Origin of the sequence: Acinetobacter sp. Z1 (genome assembly GCF_024296945.1) — a bacterium.
GTDB lineage: Bacteria > Pseudomonadota > Gammaproteobacteria > Pseudomonadales > Moraxellaceae > Acinetobacter > Acinetobacter beijerinckii.
The window spans coordinates 3,468,836-3,490,942 of the sequence record NZ_CP101115.1 but is presented as its reverse complement, the minus strand read 5'-3'; the positions used below and the strand labels follow the sequence as shown (position 1 = coordinate 3,490,942).

General features: G+C 36.7%; 20 protein-coding genes. 14 read left to right on the top strand and 6 right to left on the bottom strand.

The window, feature by feature from the left end:
* Nucleotides 1–54: 54 nt before the first annotated feature.
* The 3 genes from rph (at nucleotide 55) to NGC85_RS16545 (ending at nucleotide 3,924) form a co-directional block, all read left to right on the top strand.
* Entirely contained in the window at nucleotides 55–771 is a 717-nt protein-coding gene (gene rph, locus NGC85_RS16555; RefSeq protein ID WP_005060574.1) for a ribonuclease PH, read from the top strand.
* Nucleotides 772–1,086: 315 nt separating this feature from the next.
* The gene (locus NGC85_RS16550; RefSeq protein WP_254804396.1) at nucleotides 1,087–3,270 is read left to right on the top strand and encodes a phosphocholine-specific phospholipase C; all 2,184 of its coding nucleotides are present in this window, start codon (nucleotides 1,087–1,089) and stop codon (nucleotides 3,268–3,270) included.
* A gap of 486 nt (nucleotides 3,271–3,756) precedes the next feature.
* Complete coding sequence (locus NGC85_RS16545) at nucleotides 3,757–3,924, top strand: hypothetical protein (RefSeq protein WP_005060578.1); 168 nt, start codon at nucleotides 3,757–3,759, stop codon at nucleotides 3,922–3,924.
* Here NGC85_RS16545 and nadC read toward each other — a convergent pair.
* On the bottom strand, nucleotides 3,921–4,766 hold the full coding sequence (nadC, locus tag NGC85_RS16540) for a carboxylating nicotinate-nucleotide diphosphorylase (RefSeq protein WP_254804395.1): 846 nt from the start codon (nucleotides 4,764–4,766) through the stop codon (nucleotides 3,921–3,923). The genes NGC85_RS16545 and nadC overlap by 4 nt on opposite strands.
* A gap of 145 nt (nucleotides 4,767–4,911) precedes the next feature.
* Between nadC and ampD the strand changes: the two genes are divergently transcribed.
* Together ampD and murJ are read left to right on the top strand one after the other, a co-directional pair.
* Entirely contained in the window at nucleotides 4,912–5,490 is a 579-nt protein-coding gene (ampD, locus tag NGC85_RS16535; protein ID WP_254804394.1) for a 1,6-anhydro-N-acetylmuramyl-L-alanine amidase AmpD, read from the top strand.
* 61 nt (nucleotides 5,491–5,551) lie between these two features.
* Nucleotides 5,552–7,102 carry a murein biosynthesis integral membrane protein MurJ gene (murJ, locus tag NGC85_RS16530; RefSeq protein WP_254804393.1) on the top strand — a complete coding sequence of 517 codons (1,551 nt, stop codon included), beginning with the start codon at nucleotides 5,552–5,554 and terminating at the stop codon, nucleotides 7,100–7,102.
* Between the two features lie 34 nt (nucleotides 7,103–7,136).
* On the opposite strand, the gene NGC85_RS16525 is transcribed toward murJ, so the two are convergent.
* The 5 genes from NGC85_RS16525 to NGC85_RS16505 all read right to left on the bottom strand — a co-directional run bounded on the left by NGC85_RS16525 (nucleotide 7,137) and on the right by NGC85_RS16505 (nucleotide 12,489).
* The gene (locus NGC85_RS16525; RefSeq protein ID WP_254804392.1) at nucleotides 7,137–7,820 is read right to left on the bottom strand and encodes an FKBP-type peptidyl-prolyl cis-trans isomerase; all 684 of its coding nucleotides are present in this window, start codon (nucleotides 7,818–7,820) and stop codon (nucleotides 7,137–7,139) included.
* A 50-nt stretch (nucleotides 7,821–7,870) separates the two neighbouring features.
* Nucleotides 7,871–8,578 (bottom strand): FKBP-type peptidyl-prolyl cis-trans isomerase, encoded by a 708-nt coding sequence (locus NGC85_RS16520; protein WP_254804391.1) that lies wholly within the window; start codon nucleotides 8,576–8,578, stop codon nucleotides 7,871–7,873.
* 174 nt (nucleotides 8,579–8,752) lie between these two features.
* Nucleotides 8,753–10,936 carry a polysaccharide biosynthesis tyrosine autokinase gene (locus NGC85_RS16515; protein WP_254804390.1) on the bottom strand — a complete coding sequence of 728 codons (2,184 nt, stop codon included), beginning with the start codon at nucleotides 10,934–10,936 and terminating at the stop codon, nucleotides 8,753–8,755.
* An 18-nt stretch (nucleotides 10,937–10,954) separates the two neighbouring features.
* Nucleotides 10,955–11,383: a low molecular weight protein-tyrosine-phosphatase gene (locus NGC85_RS16510; RefSeq protein ID WP_169108781.1), complete on the bottom strand. Its 429-nt coding sequence runs from the start codon at nucleotides 11,381–11,383 to the stop codon at nucleotides 10,955–10,957.
* A 5-nt stretch (nucleotides 11,384–11,388) separates the two neighbouring features.
* Entirely contained in the window at nucleotides 11,389–12,489 is a 1,101-nt protein-coding gene (locus tag NGC85_RS16505) for a polysaccharide biosynthesis/export family protein (RefSeq protein ID WP_254804389.1), read from the bottom strand.
* Nucleotides 12,490–12,953: 464 nt separating this feature from the next.
* Here NGC85_RS16505 and NGC85_RS16500 point away from each other — a divergent pair, with 464 nt between their 5' ends.
* Genes NGC85_RS16500 through NGC85_RS16460 form a run of 9 tightly spaced genes read left to right on the top strand, consistent with a single transcriptional unit; the run spans nucleotide 12,954 to nucleotide 22,105 of the window.
* Nucleotides 12,954–14,153, top strand: coding sequence for a UDP-N-acetylglucosamine 4,6-dehydratase (locus tag NGC85_RS16500; RefSeq protein ID WP_254804388.1), 1,200 nt, complete (start codon nucleotides 12,954–12,956; stop codon nucleotides 14,151–14,153).
* Nucleotides 14,153–15,301, top strand: a complete 1,149-nt coding sequence (locus NGC85_RS16495) for a LegC family aminotransferase (RefSeq protein ID WP_254804387.1) — start codon at nucleotides 14,153–14,155, stop codon at nucleotides 15,299–15,301. Before NGC85_RS16500 ends, NGC85_RS16495 begins: the two co-directional genes overlap by 1 nt.
* A gap of 5 nt (nucleotides 15,302–15,306) precedes the next feature.
* On the top strand, nucleotides 15,307–16,443 hold the full coding sequence (gene neuC, locus NGC85_RS16490) for a UDP-N-acetylglucosamine 2-epimerase (protein WP_254804386.1): 1,137 nt from the start codon (nucleotides 15,307–15,309) through the stop codon (nucleotides 16,441–16,443).
* The gene (locus NGC85_RS16485) at nucleotides 16,433–17,527 is read left to right on the top strand and encodes an N-acetylneuraminate synthase family protein (protein WP_254804385.1); all 1,095 of its coding nucleotides are present in this window, start codon (nucleotides 16,433–16,435) and stop codon (nucleotides 17,525–17,527) included. The genes neuC and NGC85_RS16485 overlap by 11 nt, the downstream gene beginning before the upstream one ends.
* Entirely contained in the window at nucleotides 17,528–18,169 is a 642-nt protein-coding gene (locus NGC85_RS16480; RefSeq protein ID WP_254804384.1) for a sugar O-acyltransferase, read from the top strand. It abuts the gene before it with no gap.
* Nucleotides 18,162–19,223 (top strand): nucleotidyltransferase family protein, encoded by a 1,062-nt coding sequence (locus NGC85_RS16475; protein WP_254804383.1) that lies wholly within the window; start codon nucleotides 18,162–18,164, stop codon nucleotides 19,221–19,223. Before NGC85_RS16480 ends, NGC85_RS16475 begins: the two co-directional genes overlap by 8 nt.
* On the top strand, nucleotides 19,223–19,930 hold the full coding sequence (locus NGC85_RS16470; protein ID WP_254732426.1) for an acylneuraminate cytidylyltransferase family protein: 708 nt from the start codon (nucleotides 19,223–19,225) through the stop codon (nucleotides 19,928–19,930). The genes NGC85_RS16475 and NGC85_RS16470 overlap by 1 nt, the downstream gene beginning before the upstream one ends.
* The gene (locus NGC85_RS16465; protein ID WP_254732424.1) at nucleotides 19,927–21,126 is read left to right on the top strand and encodes an oligosaccharide flippase family protein; all 1,200 of its coding nucleotides are present in this window, start codon (nucleotides 19,927–19,929) and stop codon (nucleotides 21,124–21,126) included. The genes NGC85_RS16470 and NGC85_RS16465 overlap by 4 nt, the downstream gene beginning before the upstream one ends.
* Entirely contained in the window at nucleotides 21,116–22,105 is a 990-nt protein-coding gene (locus NGC85_RS16460) for a glycosyltransferase family 52 (RefSeq protein ID WP_254732422.1), read from the top strand. The genes NGC85_RS16465 and NGC85_RS16460 overlap by 11 nt, the downstream gene beginning before the upstream one ends.
* The last annotated feature ends 2 nt before the right edge of the window (nucleotides 22,106–22,107 follow it).

The following is a 22,107-nucleotide window of genomic DNA, read 5'->3' as shown; positions in this document are numbered from 1 at the left end:
ATTGAGATATACTATGGTGCAATTATATTTGTGCCATCGTTTTAAGGAATCATTATGCGTATTGACCAAAGAGAGTTAGACCAGTTACGTGAAGTAAAAATCACCCGTAACTATACCCGTTACGCAGAAGGTTCAGTTCTGGTTGAATTTGGTCATACCAAAGTATTGTGTACGGCAAGTATTGATAATTCGGTTCCACGATTTTTAAAAGGAAAAGGACAAGGCTGGGTCACTGCTGAATATGGCATGTTACCGCGCTCAACCCATACCCGTAGTGACCGTGAAGCGGCGCGTGGTAAACAGTCGGGTCGGACACAGGAAATCCAACGTTTGATTGGTCGTAGCTTACGTGCCATGGTGGATTTGAAAAAACTGGGTGAGAACACGATTACGATTGACTGTGATGTGATTCAAGCTGATGGCGGTACGCGTACTGCGGCGATTACTGGCGCAGCTGTGGCTTTAGTCGATGCAATGAATGTATTGCTGAGCAATAAAAAGATTAAACAAGACCCTTTAAAAGGTCTCGTGGCAGCCATCTCAGTCGGGATGTACCAAGATGAAGTGCTCCTCGATTTATGTTACGAAGAAGATTCAAATTGCCAAACGGATTTGAATGTGGTGATGACACAAGCGGGCGAATTTATTGAAATTCAAGGAACGGCCGAAGAGAAACCGTTTACTCGTCAGCAATCAAATGCCATGTTAGAGCTTGCAGAAAAAGGAATCGCAGAATTGATTCAGAAACAACAGCAGGCACTCGGTTGGTAATCTCCAGTTGATAGTGCGGGCGGTCTGGTATGTTTAGACCGCCTTTTTTTTTGTCTTATATTTTCTGTCATCAAATTGCGATCTAATCATCATCGAATTGTCATTTACATCGTATTGACTATCTGCACGAATATTTAACGGATAGTAAAATGCGCAATTTCCTTTTAATACTGCTTTGTAGTAGCTGCTTATTGTTAAGTGCCTGTAACGACAGTGATGGCGATAATAATAATTCTACGCCAACACCAAAACCGCCTACATCAAACTGTAAAATTCATTGTGCGCCATAAACTACAATAATAAGGAAATTAAAAAATGAATCGTCGCGACTTTTTATTAAATTCAACCAAAGCCCTGTTTGGTACTGCTGCACTCACTAGCTTTCCGATGAGCATTCAAAAAGCACTTGCGATTGACGCCAAAGTTGAGACGGGCACGATTAAAGACGTAAAACATGTGGTGATTTTGACCCAAGAAAATCGTTCTTTTGATAATTATTTTGGCACTTTGAAAGGTGTAAGAGGGTTTGGAGATCGTTTCACCATTCCATTAACTCAAGGACGCAAGGTCTGGGAACAATATGATGCCAATAAAAATAAAGTTTATCCTTATCATTTAGACAGTAAACGAGGTAATGCGCAGCGAGTCAGTGGAACAAATCATTCTTGGACAGATGGTCAGTATGCATGGAATCATGGTCGTATGGGAAACTGGGTGCAATATAAACAACCGCAATCAATGGGCTATTACAAACAACAAGAACTTGAGTTTCAATTTGCTTTAGCCAATGCATTTACCATTTGTGATGCCTATCACTGTGCCATGCATACAGGAACCAATTCAAATCGTATGTTTATTTGGACGGGCACCAATGGTCCAACGGCTGCTAATGTGGCTAGCGTCGTCAATGATTTAGATTCGATAGGTCCTTCAACGATCGGTTATGACTGGATCACCTATCCTGAACGTTTACAACAAGCTGGTGTGAGCTGGAAGGTTTATCAAAACATGCCAGATAACTTTACCGATAATCCTTTAGCAGGTTTTAAACAGTACCGCCGTGCCAATGAGCTTTCTGGAAAACCTGTGAATAATAATTCAGTTTGTCCTGCTTATGATGCTGCAATTGATGCGGCTCAACCGTTGTATAAAGGGATCGCCAATACCATGCCTGATGGTGGTTTTCTCGGTTCTTTTAAAGAGGATATTGCTCAAAATAAGCTTCCACAAGTCAGTTGGTTAGTTGCGCCTGCAATCTATAGTGAACATCCTGGACCATCTAGCCCAGTGCAAGGCGCATGGTATACCCAAGAAGTTTTAAATGCGCTTACTGAACGTCCAGAACTTTGGAGTCAGACGGTTTTCATCATTAATTTTGATGAAAATGATGGCTTCTTTGATCATGTCCCATCTCCAAGTGCACCTTCAATTGATGATGCATCAGGCGTAGTGTGCGGTAAATCAACCTTGACCAAAGAACAAATGTCTTATGAGTATGCGACACATACCAAAGCATCAACAGGTCAACCCAATTTTACTGATAAAGATGTAAGTAATGGTGTTGGGGTTTATGGACCTGGTGTTCGTGTCCCTTTTTATGTGATTTCTCCGTGGAGTCGAGGCGGTTGGGTTAACTCTCAAACCTTTGATCATTCTTCGGTGATTCGTTTCCTTGAACAATGCTTTGGCGTACAAGAACCGAATATTAGTCCATATCGTCGAGCAGTGTGCGGCGATTTAACCTCAGCATTTAATTTTAAAACCCCAAATCTTTTACCTTTACCCAATCTTTCAGGTCAAACCACCAAAGCCGAAGCAGATGCAATTCGTAAAGCGCAAGAAGGCATGCCACAAGTCAGCCGTCCACTCAATCAAGCCTATCCAGCTCAGGAAACTGGTATTCGACCATCTCGTGCATTGCCTTATATTTTGCATACCAGTGCCAAAGTAGATGCTACAAAGAAAACGGTAAAATTGATGTTCTCTAATACAGGAACACATGCTGCTGTCTTTCATGTTTATGATAAGTTGAATTTAGATGCTATCCCACGCCGTTATATGGTTGAAGCAGGGAAGCAACTGGATGATCTGTGGCAAACAAAAGAGAATCGATATGATTTATGGATTTTGGGGCCCAATGGCTTCCATCGTAGCTTTACGGGTAATGTTGCTCAAGTAAGTCAGTTTGAAGCATTGCCAGAAATCCGTGTGTGTATGGAAGAATGTGATCCGAAACTGTTCTTGAAAGTACGCAATGATGGAACACAAACAGCAAAATTGCTTGTAAAAGCGAATGCTTATTTACCGAATAAGACATGGGTGATTGAAACTTCTACGACTGAAAAAGAACTGAGTTGGGATATGTCTGAATTTGGGGGATGGTACGATTTCACGGTGACGATAGAAAATGAACCAAGTTATAGTCGTCGTTTTGCAGGTCGTATCGAGACCAAAGAGGATTCGATTTCTGATCCATATATGGGCTTTGTTGGATCATAAGTGACTTTTCTATAAGCGGAAAAGCAGTCTACATTTAATTTTAGGCTGCTTTTTCATTTTCAAATCAGCGAAAAAAAACCAATAAACGCTTAGAGCAATAATCACGGCCCATGTAATAAAGCCAGCGATAAAAACTTCTGTGCTCTCAATATCAATCCGATGGCTCACTCGATAAGTAGATACAACAGAATATCCAGTGCCACGAATCTAACTCTCGATAATGACTTCAAAAATGATGTGTAGAGAAAAGAGAATGATTTGAAAAAATCAAAGAAAACAAGGCTTCAAAAATAGATTCCATTTTTTATTCTTTAAGATCGGTTCTTGGACAATCTATCTCTACGCAGCAAAAAATAAACATGACAAATCAATATTTTTATCTACAGAGACGCATTACAAATTTTCAAACTGTAACAATGCTCGCTTATTCAGCCCATTTTAGTTTGATAGAGTGACTTAAATCGAAAATAACAAGGAGCGGAAATCATGGTTCAAGTATTTCTCGTATTTTTAACGGCAGTGACTTTTGTTTTAATGGCTGCTGATCCAAGACCAACAGATTTAACACAAGCTAAGTCAGCATGGAGTGAAAAAGCCGAAGCATCTATCGATACTTCGACTCAAAAGCATTCAACTGAGATGGATGATGTCTAAGCATTAAAACGCATAGATAAATCCACAGCTCTCACATCCTTAGTGAGTACACCCATTGAAATGTAATCTACGCCAGTTGTTGCAACTTCGCGTAAATTTTCAATGGTGATATTGCCTGAGGCTTCTAATTTGCAACGCCCTGCGACATGTTTAACCGCATCAATCATCTGTTGTTGGCTGAAATTATCCAACATCACAATATCAGCACCTGCTTCAAGCGCTTGATTCAGTTCGTCCCAAGTTTCAACTTCTACTTCAACGGGTTTACCTGGTGCAATGTCATGTGCTTTGCTAATCGCTTGGGCAATACCACCCGCAGCCATAATGTGATTTTCTTTAATTAAGAAAGCATCAAATAGACCTAGACGATGATTTTGACCACCACCGACTGCGACTGCATATTTTTGAGCGATGCGTAAGCCTGGTAAGGTTTTGCGTGTATCAAGTAGTTTGGTATGTAAGCCGTCTAGCTGTTTGACATAATTTGCCGTTTTGGTCGCCACAGCCGAAAGGGTTTGTACAAAATTCAAAGCAGGGCGCTCAACGGTCAGTAAACTACGCGCAGAACCTGCAAGCTTTAAAAACGCCTCATTTGCCGCTACAAGTTCACCCTCTTGCTTTAGCCATGTAATTTGAACATTACTATCATATGCTTGAATGAGTGCATTCACCCAAGGTTGACCCGCCAATACCATATCTTCACGGGTGATAATCGTTGCGGTAGCTTGCTCTTGTTCTGGAGTAAGTAAGGCAGTGATATCGCCGTCACCAATATCTTCCTGTAATGCTTGTTGAATATTGATTTGAATAGATTGTTCAAGCAAAGATTGAGGAATACTCATACCTGTTCCAGTATATTTTGACCAAAAAACTTGGCGCTTATATTAGCACCCTCAACATAAAAAATAAGTATTCCATCTCGATTATTCCTGATAAAGCATGTCAAAATGGAACGATATAAATATTAAATTGCCGATTCGAGTCTTCATGCCACAGTCTAGATTTACTCAGGTCCAAGATGGGAAATTGTTGGGTGCGACGCAAATTTCTTCACCAAATTTTAACGCACGTCCTAACAATACTGATATTCAACTTATTGTAATTCATAACATTAGTTTGCCTCCTTCTCAGTTTGGTGGCGGCTATATTCAGCAATTTTTTCAAAATAAACTAGATTGGTCTTTACATCCTTATTTCCAAACTATTGAAGGTATGCAAGTCTCCGCCCATCTTTTAATTTTACGTACGGGAGAGGTGATTCAATTTGTAAATTTCAATGACCGATCGTGGCATGCAGGACGTTCAAGTTATTTGGCACAACAAGAATGTAATGATTATTCAATAGGTATCGAGCTGGAAGGAAGTGATGATCTCCCTTTCGAGATTGAACAATATCAAGCATTGGTTGAAGTGGTTGTAACCTTACGTCAAAGCTATGAAAAAATTCAAAATCATATTGCAGGTCACTCAGATATTGCCCCTAAACGTAAAACTGACCCAGGTTTACATTTTGATTGGCAACTATTTCGTCAAATGCTAGCTAAAAAAACTTCATCGAATTTATGATTTCACAACGAAATCTGGTTTGAGTTTCATTACAATAACGCTTTTTAAAGATAAGCCGTAGGTGAATACGATGGCATTGTGGCGATCGACTATTATTGTCAGTGCAATGACGATGTTATCTCGAGTTTTGGGATTAGTACGCGATATCGTGCTATTGAATGTATTTGGTGCGGGTAAAGATTTCGATACTTTCGTCGTTGCCTTTCGTATTCCTAACTTTTTTCGGCGCTTATTTGCTGAAGGGGCATTTTCTCAAGCTTTTATTCCTGTTCTAACAGAATATAAGACCAGTCGAACTCATGCTGAAGTTCAAATTTTGATTAGTCGTGTTTTTGGCTGTTTGCTGACGGCGATGTCATTACTGACCTTTGTGGCGATGGTTGCTGCACCTGCGATTATTTATTTATACGCGCCTGGATTCCACAGCGATTCAGAAAAATTCCATTTAGCCGTGGATATGTTTCGTCTCACGATTCCATATTTGATGTTTATGTCATTAACTGCTTTTTCGAGCAGTATCTTAAATAGTTATGGCTCTTTTGCTTCACCTGCTTTTTCTCCAGTACTGCTGAATATTGCAATGATTGCAGGTGCGTTGTGGCTAACCCCGTATATGGCTGAACCTATTATGGCATTAGGTTGGGCTGTGGTTGTTGCGGGTATTTTACAGTTGGCGATTCAGATTCCTGAGTTATGGAAAAAGAATTTACTGATCCCACCAAAAGTTGATTTTAAACATGAAGGTGTAGATCGCATTTTAAAATTGATGTTACCTGCATTATTTGGTGTTTCTGTTACGCAAATTAATTTATTGCTGAATACGATTTGGGCATCATTCATGCAAGATGGTTCGGTGTCATGGTTATATAGTGCCGAACGTATGACTGAGTTGCCTTTAGGTCTGATTGGTGTCGCGATTGGAACGGTGATCTTACCTTCGCTCTCTGCGCGTCACGCAGAACAAGATCAAGAGAAATTTAAAAGCATGATTGATTGGGCAGCTAAGATTATTATGCTGGTCGGTATTCCTGCAAGTATTGCACTGTTTATGCTGTCGACACCGATTATTCAAGCCTTATTTCAACGTGGTGAATTTACCGTGGAAGATACGCGAATGACCGCGCTAGCACTACAATGTATGAGTGCTGGGGTGATTTCATTCATGCTGATTAAAGTATTTGCACCCGGTTTTTATGCACAACAAGATACCAAAACACCTGTCCGTGTTGGTTTGATGGCTGTCGCTGCAAATGCCATTTTAAATGTGATCTTTATCGGCTTCTTCAAATTGATTGACTGGCATGCTGAGCATATGGCTTTAGCCTTGGCATCATCAGGTTCAGCTTTGGTGAATGCGGGTATGCTTTATTTCTATTTACACAAACGTAATATTTACCGTTTTGGCTCGCATTGGAAGAAGTTAGCTTTCCAATACGCGATCGCGAATTTAACCATGATTGCGGCACTTTGGTATGGTTTAACTTGGTATCAAGGTGATATCTCGCAGTGGTTACGTATTGCTGAGGTTGCTGGTTTATGTGTGCTTGGGGTTTTCGCTTATGCGATTGCCTTATTTGCAACAGGTTTCCGCCCTCGACATTTAAAACATTAATAAATAAAAAACCCTCCGTTTTGGAGGGTTTCTACTATTTAACTTCAAGTAATTCAATATCGAAAATCAATGTACTATTAGGACCAATTGCATCACCAGCACCGACCTCACCATAAGCGAGTGTTGACGGAATAAAGAAACGACTTTTGCCGCCTTCTTTCATGGTTTGAACACCCTCTGTCCAACCTGCGATGACTTGATTGAGCTTAAAGTCAACAGGATGATTACGAGCAATTGAACTATCAAACACAGTTCCATCTAAAAGACGGCCTTCATAATTGACTTTGATTGTAGACGTTACTTTAGGTGATTTACCCGTACCTTGTTGTAAAACCTGATACTGTAAACCTGACTTCGTGGTTGTAATATCTGATTTTTTTGCATTTTCAGCTAGGAAGCTTTTACCTACTTGATCATTCTTTTGAGCCAGTTCTTGAAACTCAACCAATTGTTTTGCTTCTAAACGCTTTTTATATTGGTTTAGTACTTTTGCCATTTCCTCATCGGTTAAAGAGGGCGCTTTACCATTAACCGCTTCTTGTAAACCTTGTATAAAGGTTTCGATATTTAAATCTTTGAGTGTTTCGGCACTTCCTTTGCCCATTAAATAACCGTAACTATATCCCAATTGATCTTTTTGTGGGCTTTTTAAGCTAATCGGTGCAGCGTGTGCTGTACCTATGATTGATGCTATTGCTATTAAAGTGAGTTTTTTCATTATTTCATTTCTTCCAAAATAAAGGAGAGCCTATGCTCTCCTTATATCATTTATTTAACCGCGATTAATTCAACATCGAAAATCAATGTACTGTTTGGTGGAATAGATCCTGGTACACCTTGTTCACCATAACCAAGATTTGATGGAATATATAATACAGCTTTGCCGCCTTCCTTCATTAATTGTAGACCTTCAGTCCAGCCTGGAATTACTTGGTTAAGCGGGAACTCGATTGGTTCACCACGGTCATACGAACTGTCGAATACTTTACCATCGGCAAGTTGACCTTTGTAATGCACTTTGACGATTGAAGTTGAAGCAGGTTGTTTTCCTGTGCCTTCATTAATGATTTTATATTGTAAGCCTGAAGCCGTTGTTTTAACGCCTTCTTTTTTGGCATTTTCAGTTAAGAAAGTATTGTTTGTGGTTTCAGTTTTTTTAGTTTCATCAATCTGTTTTTGCTGTAATTCTTTTTGGAATTCCATATACGCAGCTTGTAATTCTTCTTCAGTATACGCGGCTGGTTTTTGGGCATGCCCATCACGGAAACCTGTGATAAACGCATTCGTCTCTAGCTCAGGCGGTGTTTGTTTTGCAACCTCATAGCCTAATGCATAACTGATTTTTGCAACAGGCGCTGCATTTTTATCAGCTTTCGCACCAAGTTCAGTAGTTGGATGCTTAGTAGCATAATAAACAGGAACAAGGGCAGCACTCGCTAAAACAGCTGCAACAATGACAGGTAAAGCTTTACTCATGAGACGTCCAAAAGTGAGATTTTGATAAAAAATATGGCAATGATCTTAGCATGTCTAAGCTTAAGCAATGAATAACTCATATAAAAAATACGTGTATTTTTTATATGGATTATGTTTTCAATACATAAAAGCCAGATACTGGGATCTGGCTTTTATCATACTGATCAATAAAGCTTAATCTTCTTTATTTGCTTTGTAAGCATAAGCATAGTTGTAACCATAGCCGTATCCTGCACTTGCACGCTGAATATCGTTGAGGATAAAGCCATTCACTTTTACACCAGCCTGATCAAAACGATTTAAACTCAGCTCAAGCTCTTTAATTTGTGATTTAGCATAACGAGCGACAAGTAAATTTACACCTGCATATTGGGAAATAATAATACCATCGGTCACAGCCAGTACAGGTGGTGTATCAATAATAATATGGTCGTATTGTTGATCTAAATTTTCCAATAAAAGCTTAAACTGTTGTGATGAAAGCATTTCAGAAGGATTGGTCGGATTCTTACCACGTGTAATTATGCTTAATCCAGCAACATCGGTTTGGTGAATCACTTGCGATAAATCAGCTTGATTACTCAGTAATTCAGATAAGCCAGGTTTCACATCGAGATTAAAGTATTTATGCATATAGCCGCGACGCATATCAGCATCAATTAGTAGAACTTTTTTATTACTTTGCGCAAAAATAGTCGCTAGATTGGTTGAAATAAATGATTTACCCACTTCAGGTGCTGGACCGGCAATCATAATGATGTTGTTCTTTGCGTTTGCTAAAGCAAAGTGAATTGCGGTACGAATACTTCTCAAACTTTCGACAGCAATATCATCATTATGTTTAACCGCAAGAATAGGAATATTTTTCTTTTTCTTCAAAATACTCATACGAGTTTCTTGAATTGGTGAGCGAGGTACAGTGGCATATACAGGAAGGTCGAACTCTCTTTCGATTTGAGTCGAGTCTTTGACACCTGTACGTAACATATTACGTAATAATGCAAGTAGAGTTCCTAAGAAACCACCCAAAAAAATAGCAATAATGAGGATTAATACTTTCTTTGGTTTGATTGGTTCTACAGGTTCAACCGCGGTATCTACAATTCGTACATTGCCAATTTCACCCGCCTTGGCAATGCGAAGTTGTTGGTATGAGTTTAATAGAGCGGTATACAGTTGAGTTTTAACTTCAACTTCACGATAAAGTTGTAAATATCGTCTTTGCAAATCAGGTAGCTGTTTAAGCGTGCCGTTCAACTCAGTAATTTGTTTATTCAAAGCAGTAATCTGAGCATTGATTTCACGCATTGCTGGATGTTCAGTTGTGTATTTAGCGGCCATATCAGCGAGTTGCTGTTCTAACTCAATTTTCTTGGTTTCTAAAGTCATACTTTGAGTCAGATATAACTCTGATTCTTTGGTCACATCGACCGTATTATAATTTTGACGGAATTTATTAAATTCCCTTTCTGCATCGTCGAGTTGTTTTTTTAGATCAGGAAGTTGTTCGTCTAAGAACTTGAGTGTTTGTGCTGTTTCAGCTGAGCGACGTTCCACATTTTGGGCACTGTAGGCTGCCAAAATCGCATTTAATACTTTAGTGATATGTTCTTTATCTTGACCTTGATAATTTAATCCTAAAATTCCTGTTAATTTACCGCGTTCAGCAACAGAATAGTTCGAGCTAATGGCTTCAACTGCGGCAGGTAAAGATTTTCTGACGATTGTATAGCTTGTTTCTAACTGATGCTTAGAGAATACGCCAATATTCCAGCTACCATATCGATTAGTCATTTGAGTGAGTTGATTTAAAGGTGCTGTTAAAATTAATTCATCAGTCTTACTATCTATAAGATTTATTTTATTACTGTCAAACTTTAATAAAATTGATTTATCTAAATAACTGCTAGGTACATCAAATTTTTGAATTTCAAATGACTGTTCATCATCGTTGAAAATCACTGCTTTCGGCGTATATTCGGTGCTGTAGTTTTGTTTGTTAATTAAACGATGACTCAACGTGTCTTCAGTGCTTGAGATATTAATATCAAGATGAAGTGCCTGAATCACCGAACCAAGAACCAAGCGCGACTTTAAAATTTCAATTTCAGATTGTGCTGGTGACTTTTGTTCGATCATCTGTGATAGATCACCTAAAAGAGCCGCCGAAGCTCCTTTACTATCTTCTACCTGAACTAGTGCATCTACTGAATAAGTGTCTGGAGTAACACGAAGGTAAAGTAGTGCACAGACCAAACTCAAAATAATACATAAAGCAATAAGCTTCCATTGTGCTATTAAAGCAAAGAATAGCTCTTTCAGGTCAATCGTATCTTCAGTATTGGTATTTTGGTTCATAATCTAAAATCTAAAAAGTTAAATATATTTTTTCCAGTCAGTAACACACTGTTGAATCAGCTGACAAGTTTCATCAAAAAAAGCTTGATCGTGTTGATAAGGATCTGGCACGTTTTTACTTTGCCAATGCCCTAAACGGAATATTTTCCCTTTAGCAAAAGGCCATGTTTGTTCAATATGTTTTTGTTGATTATTACTCATCACTAATACAAGGTCAGCTTTTTTAAGCTGCTCGGCATTCAGTTTTTTTGCAATGTGTCCAACCATATCTATAGATAGTCGTTGCATACATAATTGCGCTTTTGCGTCCGCTGGATGTCCAGTAAGACCTGAGATACCCGCAGATTCAATGTGCAAAAGCGGATGTTGTTGTTTTAAAAGATATTCAGCCATAGGGCTACGGCATATATTACCAACGCAAACAACCAAGATATTTTGTATATTCATTAAGACTATTGTCCTAAGCGATCAAAATTATAGAGCGCGCTTGAGAATGGTATAACCTGATTGATCACACGCTGCCAACGGGTTAGGCCAGTTGCATCAACATATACAATGTCATTGCTTCTGAGTTTAAATTGATTGGCAAGACCAAAATCACCTAAGCTCATCAGATTCATATGATAAAGTGCAGTACTACGATCATTAGGATTGGTTCGAAGTACATAAATACGGCTTGCACTTGCAGAAAGAGGATTTAAACCTAAGCTTTCTCCCAAAGCATCGCTCAATGTCATTCCTTGATCACGCATCGGTAAAGCTTGGTTTTTACCTGACTCACCCATGATATAGATTTTTTGATTTTCTTTAGTACTCACGTAAATCGTATCATTCGGTTGAACAAGGAGTTTGTGTAAAGAATAACCTGCTTTTTCAAGTTCAATCGTATTAAGGTCGTATGTGGTGCCGTTCCGAATCAATTGAATATATGTGCTATCACCTTTATCTGTTACGCCGCCAGCCATACCTAAAGCTGTATAGATACTAATAGGTTGATCACTGAGGAAGAATTGTCCACCCTTAAGCACACTGCCTTGCACTGAATAGCGCTGCCCTTGATAAGAAAGTACCCTAACAATCACATCAGGGTTTTTTAAGTATTGTGAAAATTGTCTGCGCAAATCTGTATTCAGTTCTGCTAAAGTTTTTCCTGAAGCTTTGTAACGCCCTACCAATGGAATCTGTACAAAACCGTTGTAATCAATAGGATATCCATTTGCTTGTATAGATTGATCGTTGGTTAAGTTGTTGACAGGTGGAGTGATTTCGGGATATGCCCATAATTGGATAGACAATACGTCACCGGCACTTAATCTATACGATTGCTGCTGTTTCTTAAAAAGAGAAAAATAGTTGTTTTGATAATTTATTTGAGCAGGTTGAAACGCAGGTAAACTTTCCTGTGTGATTTTTATAACATTTACATTTGATCCGAGATCAGTTGTATATACACCTTCATTCGGAATGTCATAGGTTTGAAAGCCAGAAGTAACAGCACAACTCGCAGCACTAATACTAATCGCAAGAATGGAAAAAAGTTGATAATGCTTCACACTTGACCCTTGAATATTTATATCTAATTAATATCAGTTGTCTCACAACAACATGTCTTTAGACTTAGAATTTCGCTAATTCTAGCTTAAAAAAATCAAAAAAGCATTGAAGAATCATTTCGGTTTGTATTTGAAGTTTATCTAAGCTGGATTGAAAAAATTTTGTAAAGGAAAAAGATGATGTAAGGTTAAACGGAGTAAACCGATTTTCAACCTCTAGTATTTACGCTTTTGGTATTGTATGTAGTCATACAATTTCAATATGGCGCTTAAAAAAAATCTGATATAGTGTGGACCAATTAAAATCTGTGATTTAGCCGGCTATTTTTAAAGCTAACTTTACAACTCATTTTATAGTTGATGTCATGAATGCAACTTTTCTTAGGTAAGGTTTTGATTTTTATAATTTTGGCTAAAATACTACTGATATTTGTGTGAAACAAGTTTTTTGAATAGGGTTGAAAATGTCTATAGATAACCATCAATTAGAATTAATCGGTCGGAAACAAGAGCTTTTTATAGATGATATTCTGTATTGGAATGATAAGCTAATTGAAATTGTTTCTGCATCGAAGTTCTTGGTTTTAGGTGGTGCAGGTTCAATTGGGCAGGCTGTCGTCAAAGAAATTTTCAAACGCAACCCTAAAAAACTACATGTTGTCGATATTTCTGAAAATAACCTAACAGAGGTAGTTCGTGATATTCGTAGCTCGTTTGGCTATATTGATGGTGATTTTCAAACATTTGCACTAGATATTGGTTCTGCTGAATATGATGCATATATTCAGAATGACGGTGATTTTGACTATGTTTTAAATCTTTCAGCTTTGAAGCATGTACGTAGTGAAAAAGATCCATTTACATTAATGCGAATGATTCATGTTAATATTTTAAATACTGAAAAAACGATTCAGCAGTCTATTGAAAAAGGCGTAAAAAAGTATTTCTGCGTTTCAACTGATAAAGCTGCAAACCCAGTAAATATGATGGGTGGCTCAAAACGTATTATGGAAATGTTCCTTATGCGTCAGAGTCAGTATATTAGTATCTCAACTGCTCGTTTTGCGAATGTTGCATTTTCTGATGGTTCTTTACTACATGGTTTTAATCAACGCATACAGAAAAATCAGCCAATTGCTGCGCCAAATGATATTCGCCGTTATTTCGTTACTCCAAAAGAGTCAGGTGAGCTGTGTCTCATGTCTTGTTTACTAGGTGAGAATAGAGATATTTTTTTCCCTAAACTTAGCGAGCACTTACACCTTATTACTTTTGCAGATATTGCAGTGAAATATCTTAATAACCTTGGATATGAGCCGTATTTGTGTGAGTCTGAGGATGAAGCGCGTAGCTTAATTCAGACTTTGCCAAAACAAGGAAAATGGCCTTGTTTATTTGCTGGAAGCACAACTACGGGTGAGAAAGATTTTGAAGAGTTCTTTACCGATAATGAAACTTTAGATATGCAACGTTTTCATAATTTAGGTGTTATTAAAAACGAACTAAATGTTGAAGAAGACAAGTTGCATGTATTTGAAGAAAAAATTCATGCAATGCTTTCAAATAAGCAGTGGAATAAAGAAGAAATTGTTGATCTATTTAACTATATGATGCCTAACTTTGGACACAAAGAAACAGGTTTATATTTAGATGGGAAAATGTAATGGATACTTCTAAATTTAATCAGTTTGTACGAGACATTTATCGTACCAATAATTTTATTCCATTACATGAACCTCGTTTTCTTGGTAATGAAAAAAAATATGTATTAGATACGATTGATAGTACTTTTGTCTCTAGTGTTGGTGCATATGTAAACGACTTTGAAGCCAAAGTTCAACAGTTTACGGGCTGTGCTAAAGCTATTGCGACTGTTAATGGAACAGCTGCATTACATATTGCTCTTTTACTAGCTGGTGTAAAGCGCGACGATATCGTAATTACGCAAGCTTTGACTTTTGTCGCAACTTGTAATGCCTTGTCTTATATTGGCGCGGAACCATTATTTATTGATGTTTCATTAAAGACACTCGGTTTGTGCCCAAAGGCATTAGACGCTTATTTGCAAGAAAATGCTTTTATTGATGACCAAGGTGTATGTAAACACAAAGCAACTAATAAACGTATTTCTGCAATCGTTCCAATGCATACATTTGGCCATCCAGTTGAAATTGATGAGCTTCAACAGGTCGTAACCAAGTGGAATATTGCATTAGTTGAAGACGCTGCTGAAAGTTTAGGTTCTTACTACAAAGGTAAACATACCGGAACTTTTGGTCTAGTTTCAGCACTTAGCTTTAACGGAAATAAAGTCATCACTACAGGCGGCGGTGGTATGATCTTGTGTCAAGGTGAAGAACTTGGAATAAGAGCGAAGCACATTACGACAACTGCAAAAATACCGCATCCTTATGAGTTTTATCATGATGAAAATGGTTTTAACTACCGTTTACCAAATTTGAATGCTGCTTTAGGTTGTGCACAAATGGAAGGCTTGGAAGGTTTCCTTGCTAAAAAGCGTGATTTAGCTCAGCAATATCAAGATTTCTTTAAAGATAGTGATATTTCATTTGTTGTGGAACCTGAAGACTGCCGATCTAACTATTGGTTAAATGCCATTGTTTGCAAAGATAAAGCACAACGAGATTTGATTTTGGATGAAACCAATTCAAATAAGGTGATGACTCGCCCAATCTGGACTTTAATGACCAGATTGCCAATGTACCAAACTGCATTACAAGGCGATTTAACTAACTCATTATGGTTGGAAGAAAGAGTTGTAAATATTCCAAGTTCAGTTCCTCTGGAGTAATAAAAATGAAAAAAATAGCCGTTTTTACAGGAACTCGAGCTGAATATGGTTTGCTGTATTGGTTAATGCGAGATATTCAGCAAGATCCAGAGCTAGAGTTACAAATTCTAGCTACGGCTATGCATTATTCACCTGAGCATGGCGAAACTTGGAAAACTATTGTTCAAGATGGTTTCGAAATTACCGAATCGGTAGAAATGCTATTGTCATCTGATACGTCGTCCGCTGTTGTGAAATCGATGGGTGTTGGCTTACTTGGATTTGCAGATGCATTGAAACGTATGCAACCTGATTTATTAGTTGTTTTGGGTGATCGTTTCGAGGCTTTGGCAGTGACTCAAGCTGCTTTAATCATGCATGTACCTGTTGCACATTTGCATGGTGGTGAAATCACTGAAGGTGCATATGACGAATCAATTCGTCATGCGATTACTAAAATGTCTAATATTCATTTTGCCGCGGCAGAGGAATATAAGAAACGAATTATTCAATTAGGCGAGCAACCAGATAAGGTATTTAATGTTGGCGCGCTAGGGTTAGATCATATCCAGCGTACAACATTTAAAAATATTACAGAATTAAGCGAATTATATGATTTTGATTTTTCAAAACCATATTTTCTCATTACTTATCATCCCGAAACTAATTTACTAGAAGAAAATGTTGCGCCTTTATTTGATGCACTTAAGCAAATAAAAGATGTCAATTTTGTCTTTAGTTATCCAAATGCCGACAATGGTAATACTAATATTGTGAAAGCAATGCTTGATTTAAAAGCACAGTTGCCAGATCGCGTATTGCTTGTAAAGAGTTTTGGTATTCAAAATTATTTAAGTGTTTTGAAAAATGCTTTAGCTATGGTGGGTAACTCATCGAGTGGCTTATCAGAAGCTCCAGCATTACAGGTACCAACAGTAAATATTGGTAATCGTCAAAAAGGACGCTTACGTTGTGAGTCTATACTTGATGTTAGATTAGACGAAAATGAAATTTTAGAAGCATTGCAAAAAGCAATTAATTTCCCAGATGATGAATTGAGTCAAGTTGTTCCACCTTTAGGGCTTGGCAACACTTCTCAGAAAATAATTGAACTTATTAAAACGACGGATTTTAAAAAGAAGGCGCCATTTTATGATCTTTAATCAAGACGAAATTTATGTTATTGCAGAAATTGGTGTAAATCATAATGGCTCTGTAGAGTTAGCAAAAGAGCTTATTTTAAAAGCCAAAGATTGTGGTGCGAACGCTGTTAAATTTCAAACCTTTAAAGCAGATAGTTTGTTATCTGATCAAACTGAAATGGCTGCATATCAAAAGGAAAATACAGGTTCTAGCCAAAGCCAATTAGAGCTTGTAAAAAGTTTAGAGCTCACTTATGAGCAGACAGAAGAAATACAGAAGTTTTGTGATGAACATCAAATTACTTTTATTTCAACACCGTTTGACTCTGACAGTTTGAAGTTCTTAGTAAATGATATCGATGTACCTTACTTAAAAGTATCATCTGCTGATATTTCGAATTTACCGTTTCTTTATGAAATTGCATGTTCAAAAAAACATGTCATTTTATCTACAGGAACAGCGAGTTTAGGTGATATTGAACAAGCCTTATCAGTATTTGCTTTTGTTATCGATAAGGGAACAGATGTTCGACCGTCTCAGCAGTTATTTAGAGAAGCTTATTCTAAAATTTCAGTACGTAAACAGTTGAAGGAACAGGTTTCTATTTTACACTGTGTAACTCAATATCCGGCACTATTTGAAGAAAGTAATCTTAATGCCATTTCAACTTTAAAAAACGTATTTGATTTGGCAACAGGATTTTCTGACCATACGCTTGATGAATATGCAGCGGTTATTGGTGTAAGTCTTGGTGCTCGCATTTTTGAGAAGCATATTACATTAGATAAAACGATGGCTGGCCCAGACCACGCAGCATCAATGGAGCCAGATGAATTTAAGCATTATGTCGAAATTTTGCATAAAACATATGCAGCTTTGGGCGATGGTATTAAATTTATGCTAGAGCAAGAGAGCGATAACTATTACCTAGTACGTCGTAGTATTGTGGCTAAAACAGATATTGCGGAAGGGGAGCTTTTAACCTCTGACAATGTCACAGCAAAACGAGCAGGTCGCGTTTGTTTAGAACCAAATAAGTATTGGGATGTTGTTGGTACAAAAGCAAAACGTAGCTTTAAAAAGAACGATTTTATTGAAATTTAAATGAAAAAACTGGCGATTTTTGGTTCAGGTGGCTTTGCAAAAGAGCTAGTAGATTTAGCAATAGATCAAGGCTACCGCCATATATTTTTTTTAGAAAGAAATGCCAAAGATGGTGACACCTTACTTGGTTTTTCCATTTTGCCTGAATCAGCAATATCGACATTAACGGATACGGTATATGCGATAGGTGTTGCTGATCCGAAGATTCGTAAAAGAATATATGAAGCTTATCCCGATTTACCTTATCCCAATTTGATTCATTCTCAATCATCACTTGGCTATGGCATTCGAGAATTGCTAGAACATAGTAAAGGTGTGGTAATTGCGGCTGGAGCGAGAATTACAAATTCATGTCGTTTTGGTCATTTTATTATAGTAAGTTTTAACAGCACAATTGGGCATGACTGTATTCTAGAAAACTACGTTTCTGTCATGCCAGGTGTTAATGTGTCTGGTTGTATTCATTTGAAGCAAGGCACTTACATTGGAACAAATGCTGCTATTTTGCCGGGCAAAAGCCCAGAGCAATTGAAATATTTAGGTGAAAACTCCGTTATAGGCGCGGGTGCTGTGGTTGTGAAACATACGGAACCGAATAAGGTCTATATTGGATCACCTGCTAAGGAATTAAGTCGTGACTAGAGATGTTAATAATATAATTTTGCATAAAAATGATTCAATTTTGAAAGCTTTAGAACTACTTGATTTATATGCTTTAAGAATTGTTCTGGTCGTTGATGATCACAATCAATTGATCGGAAGTATTACAGACGGTGATATTCGTAGAGGTCTCTTAAAAGGCCAAGATGTGCATGCGGCTGTTGAAACAATCATGCATACTAATCCTTATAGTATTGAAGAAGGTAGCTTAAATAACCACCAGATTTTTGAGATCATGCGTGAAAAAAGTTATCTCGCATTACCTGTAATTAAAAATAATAAGCTGGTTAATATTATTACGCTTGGTGACTTGATTCGTAAAAAACGTAAAGAAAACCCAGTTTTTATTATGGCCGGTGGCTTTGGTACGCGTTTGCGCCCACTCACAGATACATGCCCGAAACCGATGTTACCAGTTGGTGGAAAGCCTTTACTAGAAACCATTATTTCAAGCTTTAAAAATCAAGGCTTTTACAAATTTTATATTTCTACCCACTATTTACCAGAAGTGATTAATGAGCATTTTGGTAATGGTGAGAAGTTTGACGTACAGATTGAATATGTACATGAAACTGATCCGCTGGGGACTGGTGGTGCATTAAGTTTATTGCCAGTATTAGATATTACGTTGCCGTTCATTGTGATTAATGGTGATGTATTAACAAACATGAATTTTGAAAAATTATTGGACTTTCACGAAAAGCGTGAAGCTATTGCAACGATGTGCGTGCGAGAGTTTCAATATCAAATTCCTTATGGCGTAGTTAACTCAGAAGATAATGTAATACAAAGCATGACTGAAAAACCAAGTTATTTCTTTGATATTAATACAGGTATTTATGTCATTTCACCTGAATTGTTGACTCAAGTTAATGCGCAATTTATTGGTATGCCGACTATTTTAGAACAGCAAATGGAAAAGAGAAATAAAGTCTTAAGCTATCCTTTACATGAATATTGGCTCGACATCGGTCACATGGAAGACTATAACCGTGCTCAGAGAGATATTGTTAATTTAGATTTTGGTAAGTTCTAATGATTGGGCAATATCGAGTTACAGCTTTGATTCCTGCTCGTGGTGGCAGTAAACGATTACCGCGTAAAAATGTAAAATTATTAGGTGATAAACCCTTAATTGCATGGTCAATAAAGCCAGCAATTACGTCTAAGTATATAGATCGGGTAGTTGTATCAACTGATGATGAAGAGATTAAGCAAGTTTCTGAACAATATGGTGCAGAGGTTCCATTTTTGCGGCCAGAACATTTATCAAATGATCACGCTTCAAGCTTTGATGTTATAAAGCATGCTATTGGTTTCTTAAAGTTGGATCAACCAAATGAACTCATTGTTTTACTTCAGCCCACATCTCCTTTACGTCTAGTGTTGGAGCTAAATACGGCTTTAGAGTCTTTTATTGCGAAAAATGCTAAAGGAGTTGTTTCGGTTTCTGAAACTGAGCACAGTCCAATGTGGTCAAATACATTGCCCGAAAATGGTTGTATGTCTGATTTCATTCGTCCAGAAGTGCTGGGCAAACGAAGTCAGGATCTACCTAAGTTTTTCCGGTTAAATGGTTCAATATATATATACGAAACACTAGCTTTATTAGAGAAAGGAAGTGTCTTTTTTGATGAAAATGTTTACGGTTTTGAAACATCGTTAGAAACATCGGTTGATATAGATACAGCATTAGATTTTTTAACGGCTGAAATGCTTATTAAGCATAGGGCCATTGAATGAGGATTATAAAAGATAGCTTTATTTACTTGATTGGGGAGCTTTTTGCGAAAAGCCTCCCTTTTTTGATGCTACCATATTTAACACGAAAACTTGGTCCAGAAGGATTTGGTGAGTTATCTTATTATCTAACTATATTATCTTTATTAACTATTTTTATTAGCTTAAGTCAAGATGGTGCCGTTACTCGGTATTTCTATTTTTATGGTAAGAGAGCTCTAAATACAGTTGTTAAAGCAGGCTATTTATTTAATATATCTGTTTCTTTTATACTATTACTTATTTGCTGGTGGTTCAAAGCTGAAATTATGGCATACGTTGTGTTGGCAACAATGTTTCAGTCTTTTGTAAATGTTCAACTTTCTTTGCGACAGTGCCAAAAGCAACCACTTAAATATATTATAATTCAAATTATATTATCTTTTACCAATGTTCTATTTACGATATTTGCTCTTGAATATTTTAATCAGGAGTTGGTGGCTTATCGTATATTAGCAATAGTATTTGCAAATTTAATAACCTTTTTGATTGCAAGTTTAGTATTGGGAGATTTATTTAAAGATATTTATAGATTTACATGGTTACGATTACGGTTGTCTTTACTTTATATAATTTCATTTGGGGGGGGGCTTATCCTTCATCAGTCCAGCTTTTTTATTAAAGGTCAGTTGGATAGAATTATTATTTATCAAAAATATTCTAATGCAGATTTAGGTTTATACTCTGCAGGTGTGCAGATAGCAGCCATACTACCAATTATTCTTATGGCCTTAAATAAGGCAATTATTCCTTATTATTATCAAGGTTTGAAAGAAGGTAGTTTGAATATTGAGAAAATTAAGAAATATACCTTATATACTGTGCCTGTTTGTGTTGTTCCTGCAATAATTGGTTTTATGTTGCCTGAAAGCTTTTATCTTTGGTTTTTGGGTGAAGAATATAATGGTTCGAAGTATTATGCAGTCTTATATTTGATTGGGTATGGAGCTAATCTGCCCTATCTTATTTTAGTTAATTATTTCTTCTATAATGGTAAGAATCTAATAATTTCAAATATGAATTTTATTTCTGCAATTGTGTACCTGATGTTTCTATATATTTTTTCATTATGGGGGGTTGAATATATACCTTATTCACTTATATTGAGTAATATGGTTTTAATTTTTTTAATGTGGAGGGTGGTGAAAGATGGAAAGTAAAAATAATGACGTATTAATGATTTGTCAAACACCATTTCATTTGTGGCTGGTTAGTAAAATTATAAAAGTAAATGAATATAAGAATATTGATATTCTTGTTTTAGTGAATTCAAATAATGCTAAAATTAAATATTATATAGAGTTGATAGAGAGTGAGTACTCTGGAGTGGAGGTTAAATATTTTTTTATTAAAAACAATAGTAATCTTGATATATTATTTTCTCTTTTAAAACTTAATTTTTTTCTATCTAAATTAGGTTCATACACAAAGATATTTGCAGCAGGTATTAATAGCTTATATGTACACAAAATAATTTCAAAAATTAAATTCGATATTTTAGAGACTTATGATGATGGAGTTGCAAACGTTTTTTATGATGGGATTTTTTATGAAGATAACATTGATATAAAAAGAAGTTTTTTAAGGTTATTTTTTAATATTAGAGTCGATGTTGGGTGGATTCGAAATAATACCAATTTACATTATACTATATATAAGAAATTGAGAAATATTTCTAAGGCTATCAGATATGTAGGTAGTATAGGTAGTATAGGTAGTATAGGTAGTGTAGGTAGTGTAGGTAGTGTAGGTAGTGTTGGTAGTGTAAGAACTTTTCTTCTGGGCCAGCCTTATAAAGAATTTGGAGATCATCTAGAGCATAAAATTAAGAAAATATGTTCTAATTTTAAGGTAGACTTTTATTATCCACATCCAAGAGAGATAGTTTATAATGTTCCTTGTGAAATTATCAGTAGTCAAATGATCATAGAGGATTACATTGAAAATTTTTCTAAAGAAAATCCTGATATTAGTATCATAGTAATAGGGTTTATCAGTTCTGCTTTACTTAGTATAAATACCCCGAATTTAAAAAAAATAGCATTGTATGATGATTTCTTATATAGCAAATATAGTGGAATTTATAGTTTGTTTAAAGAATCAAAAATCGAAACAATGGATATTAATTCTTTTACATAGGA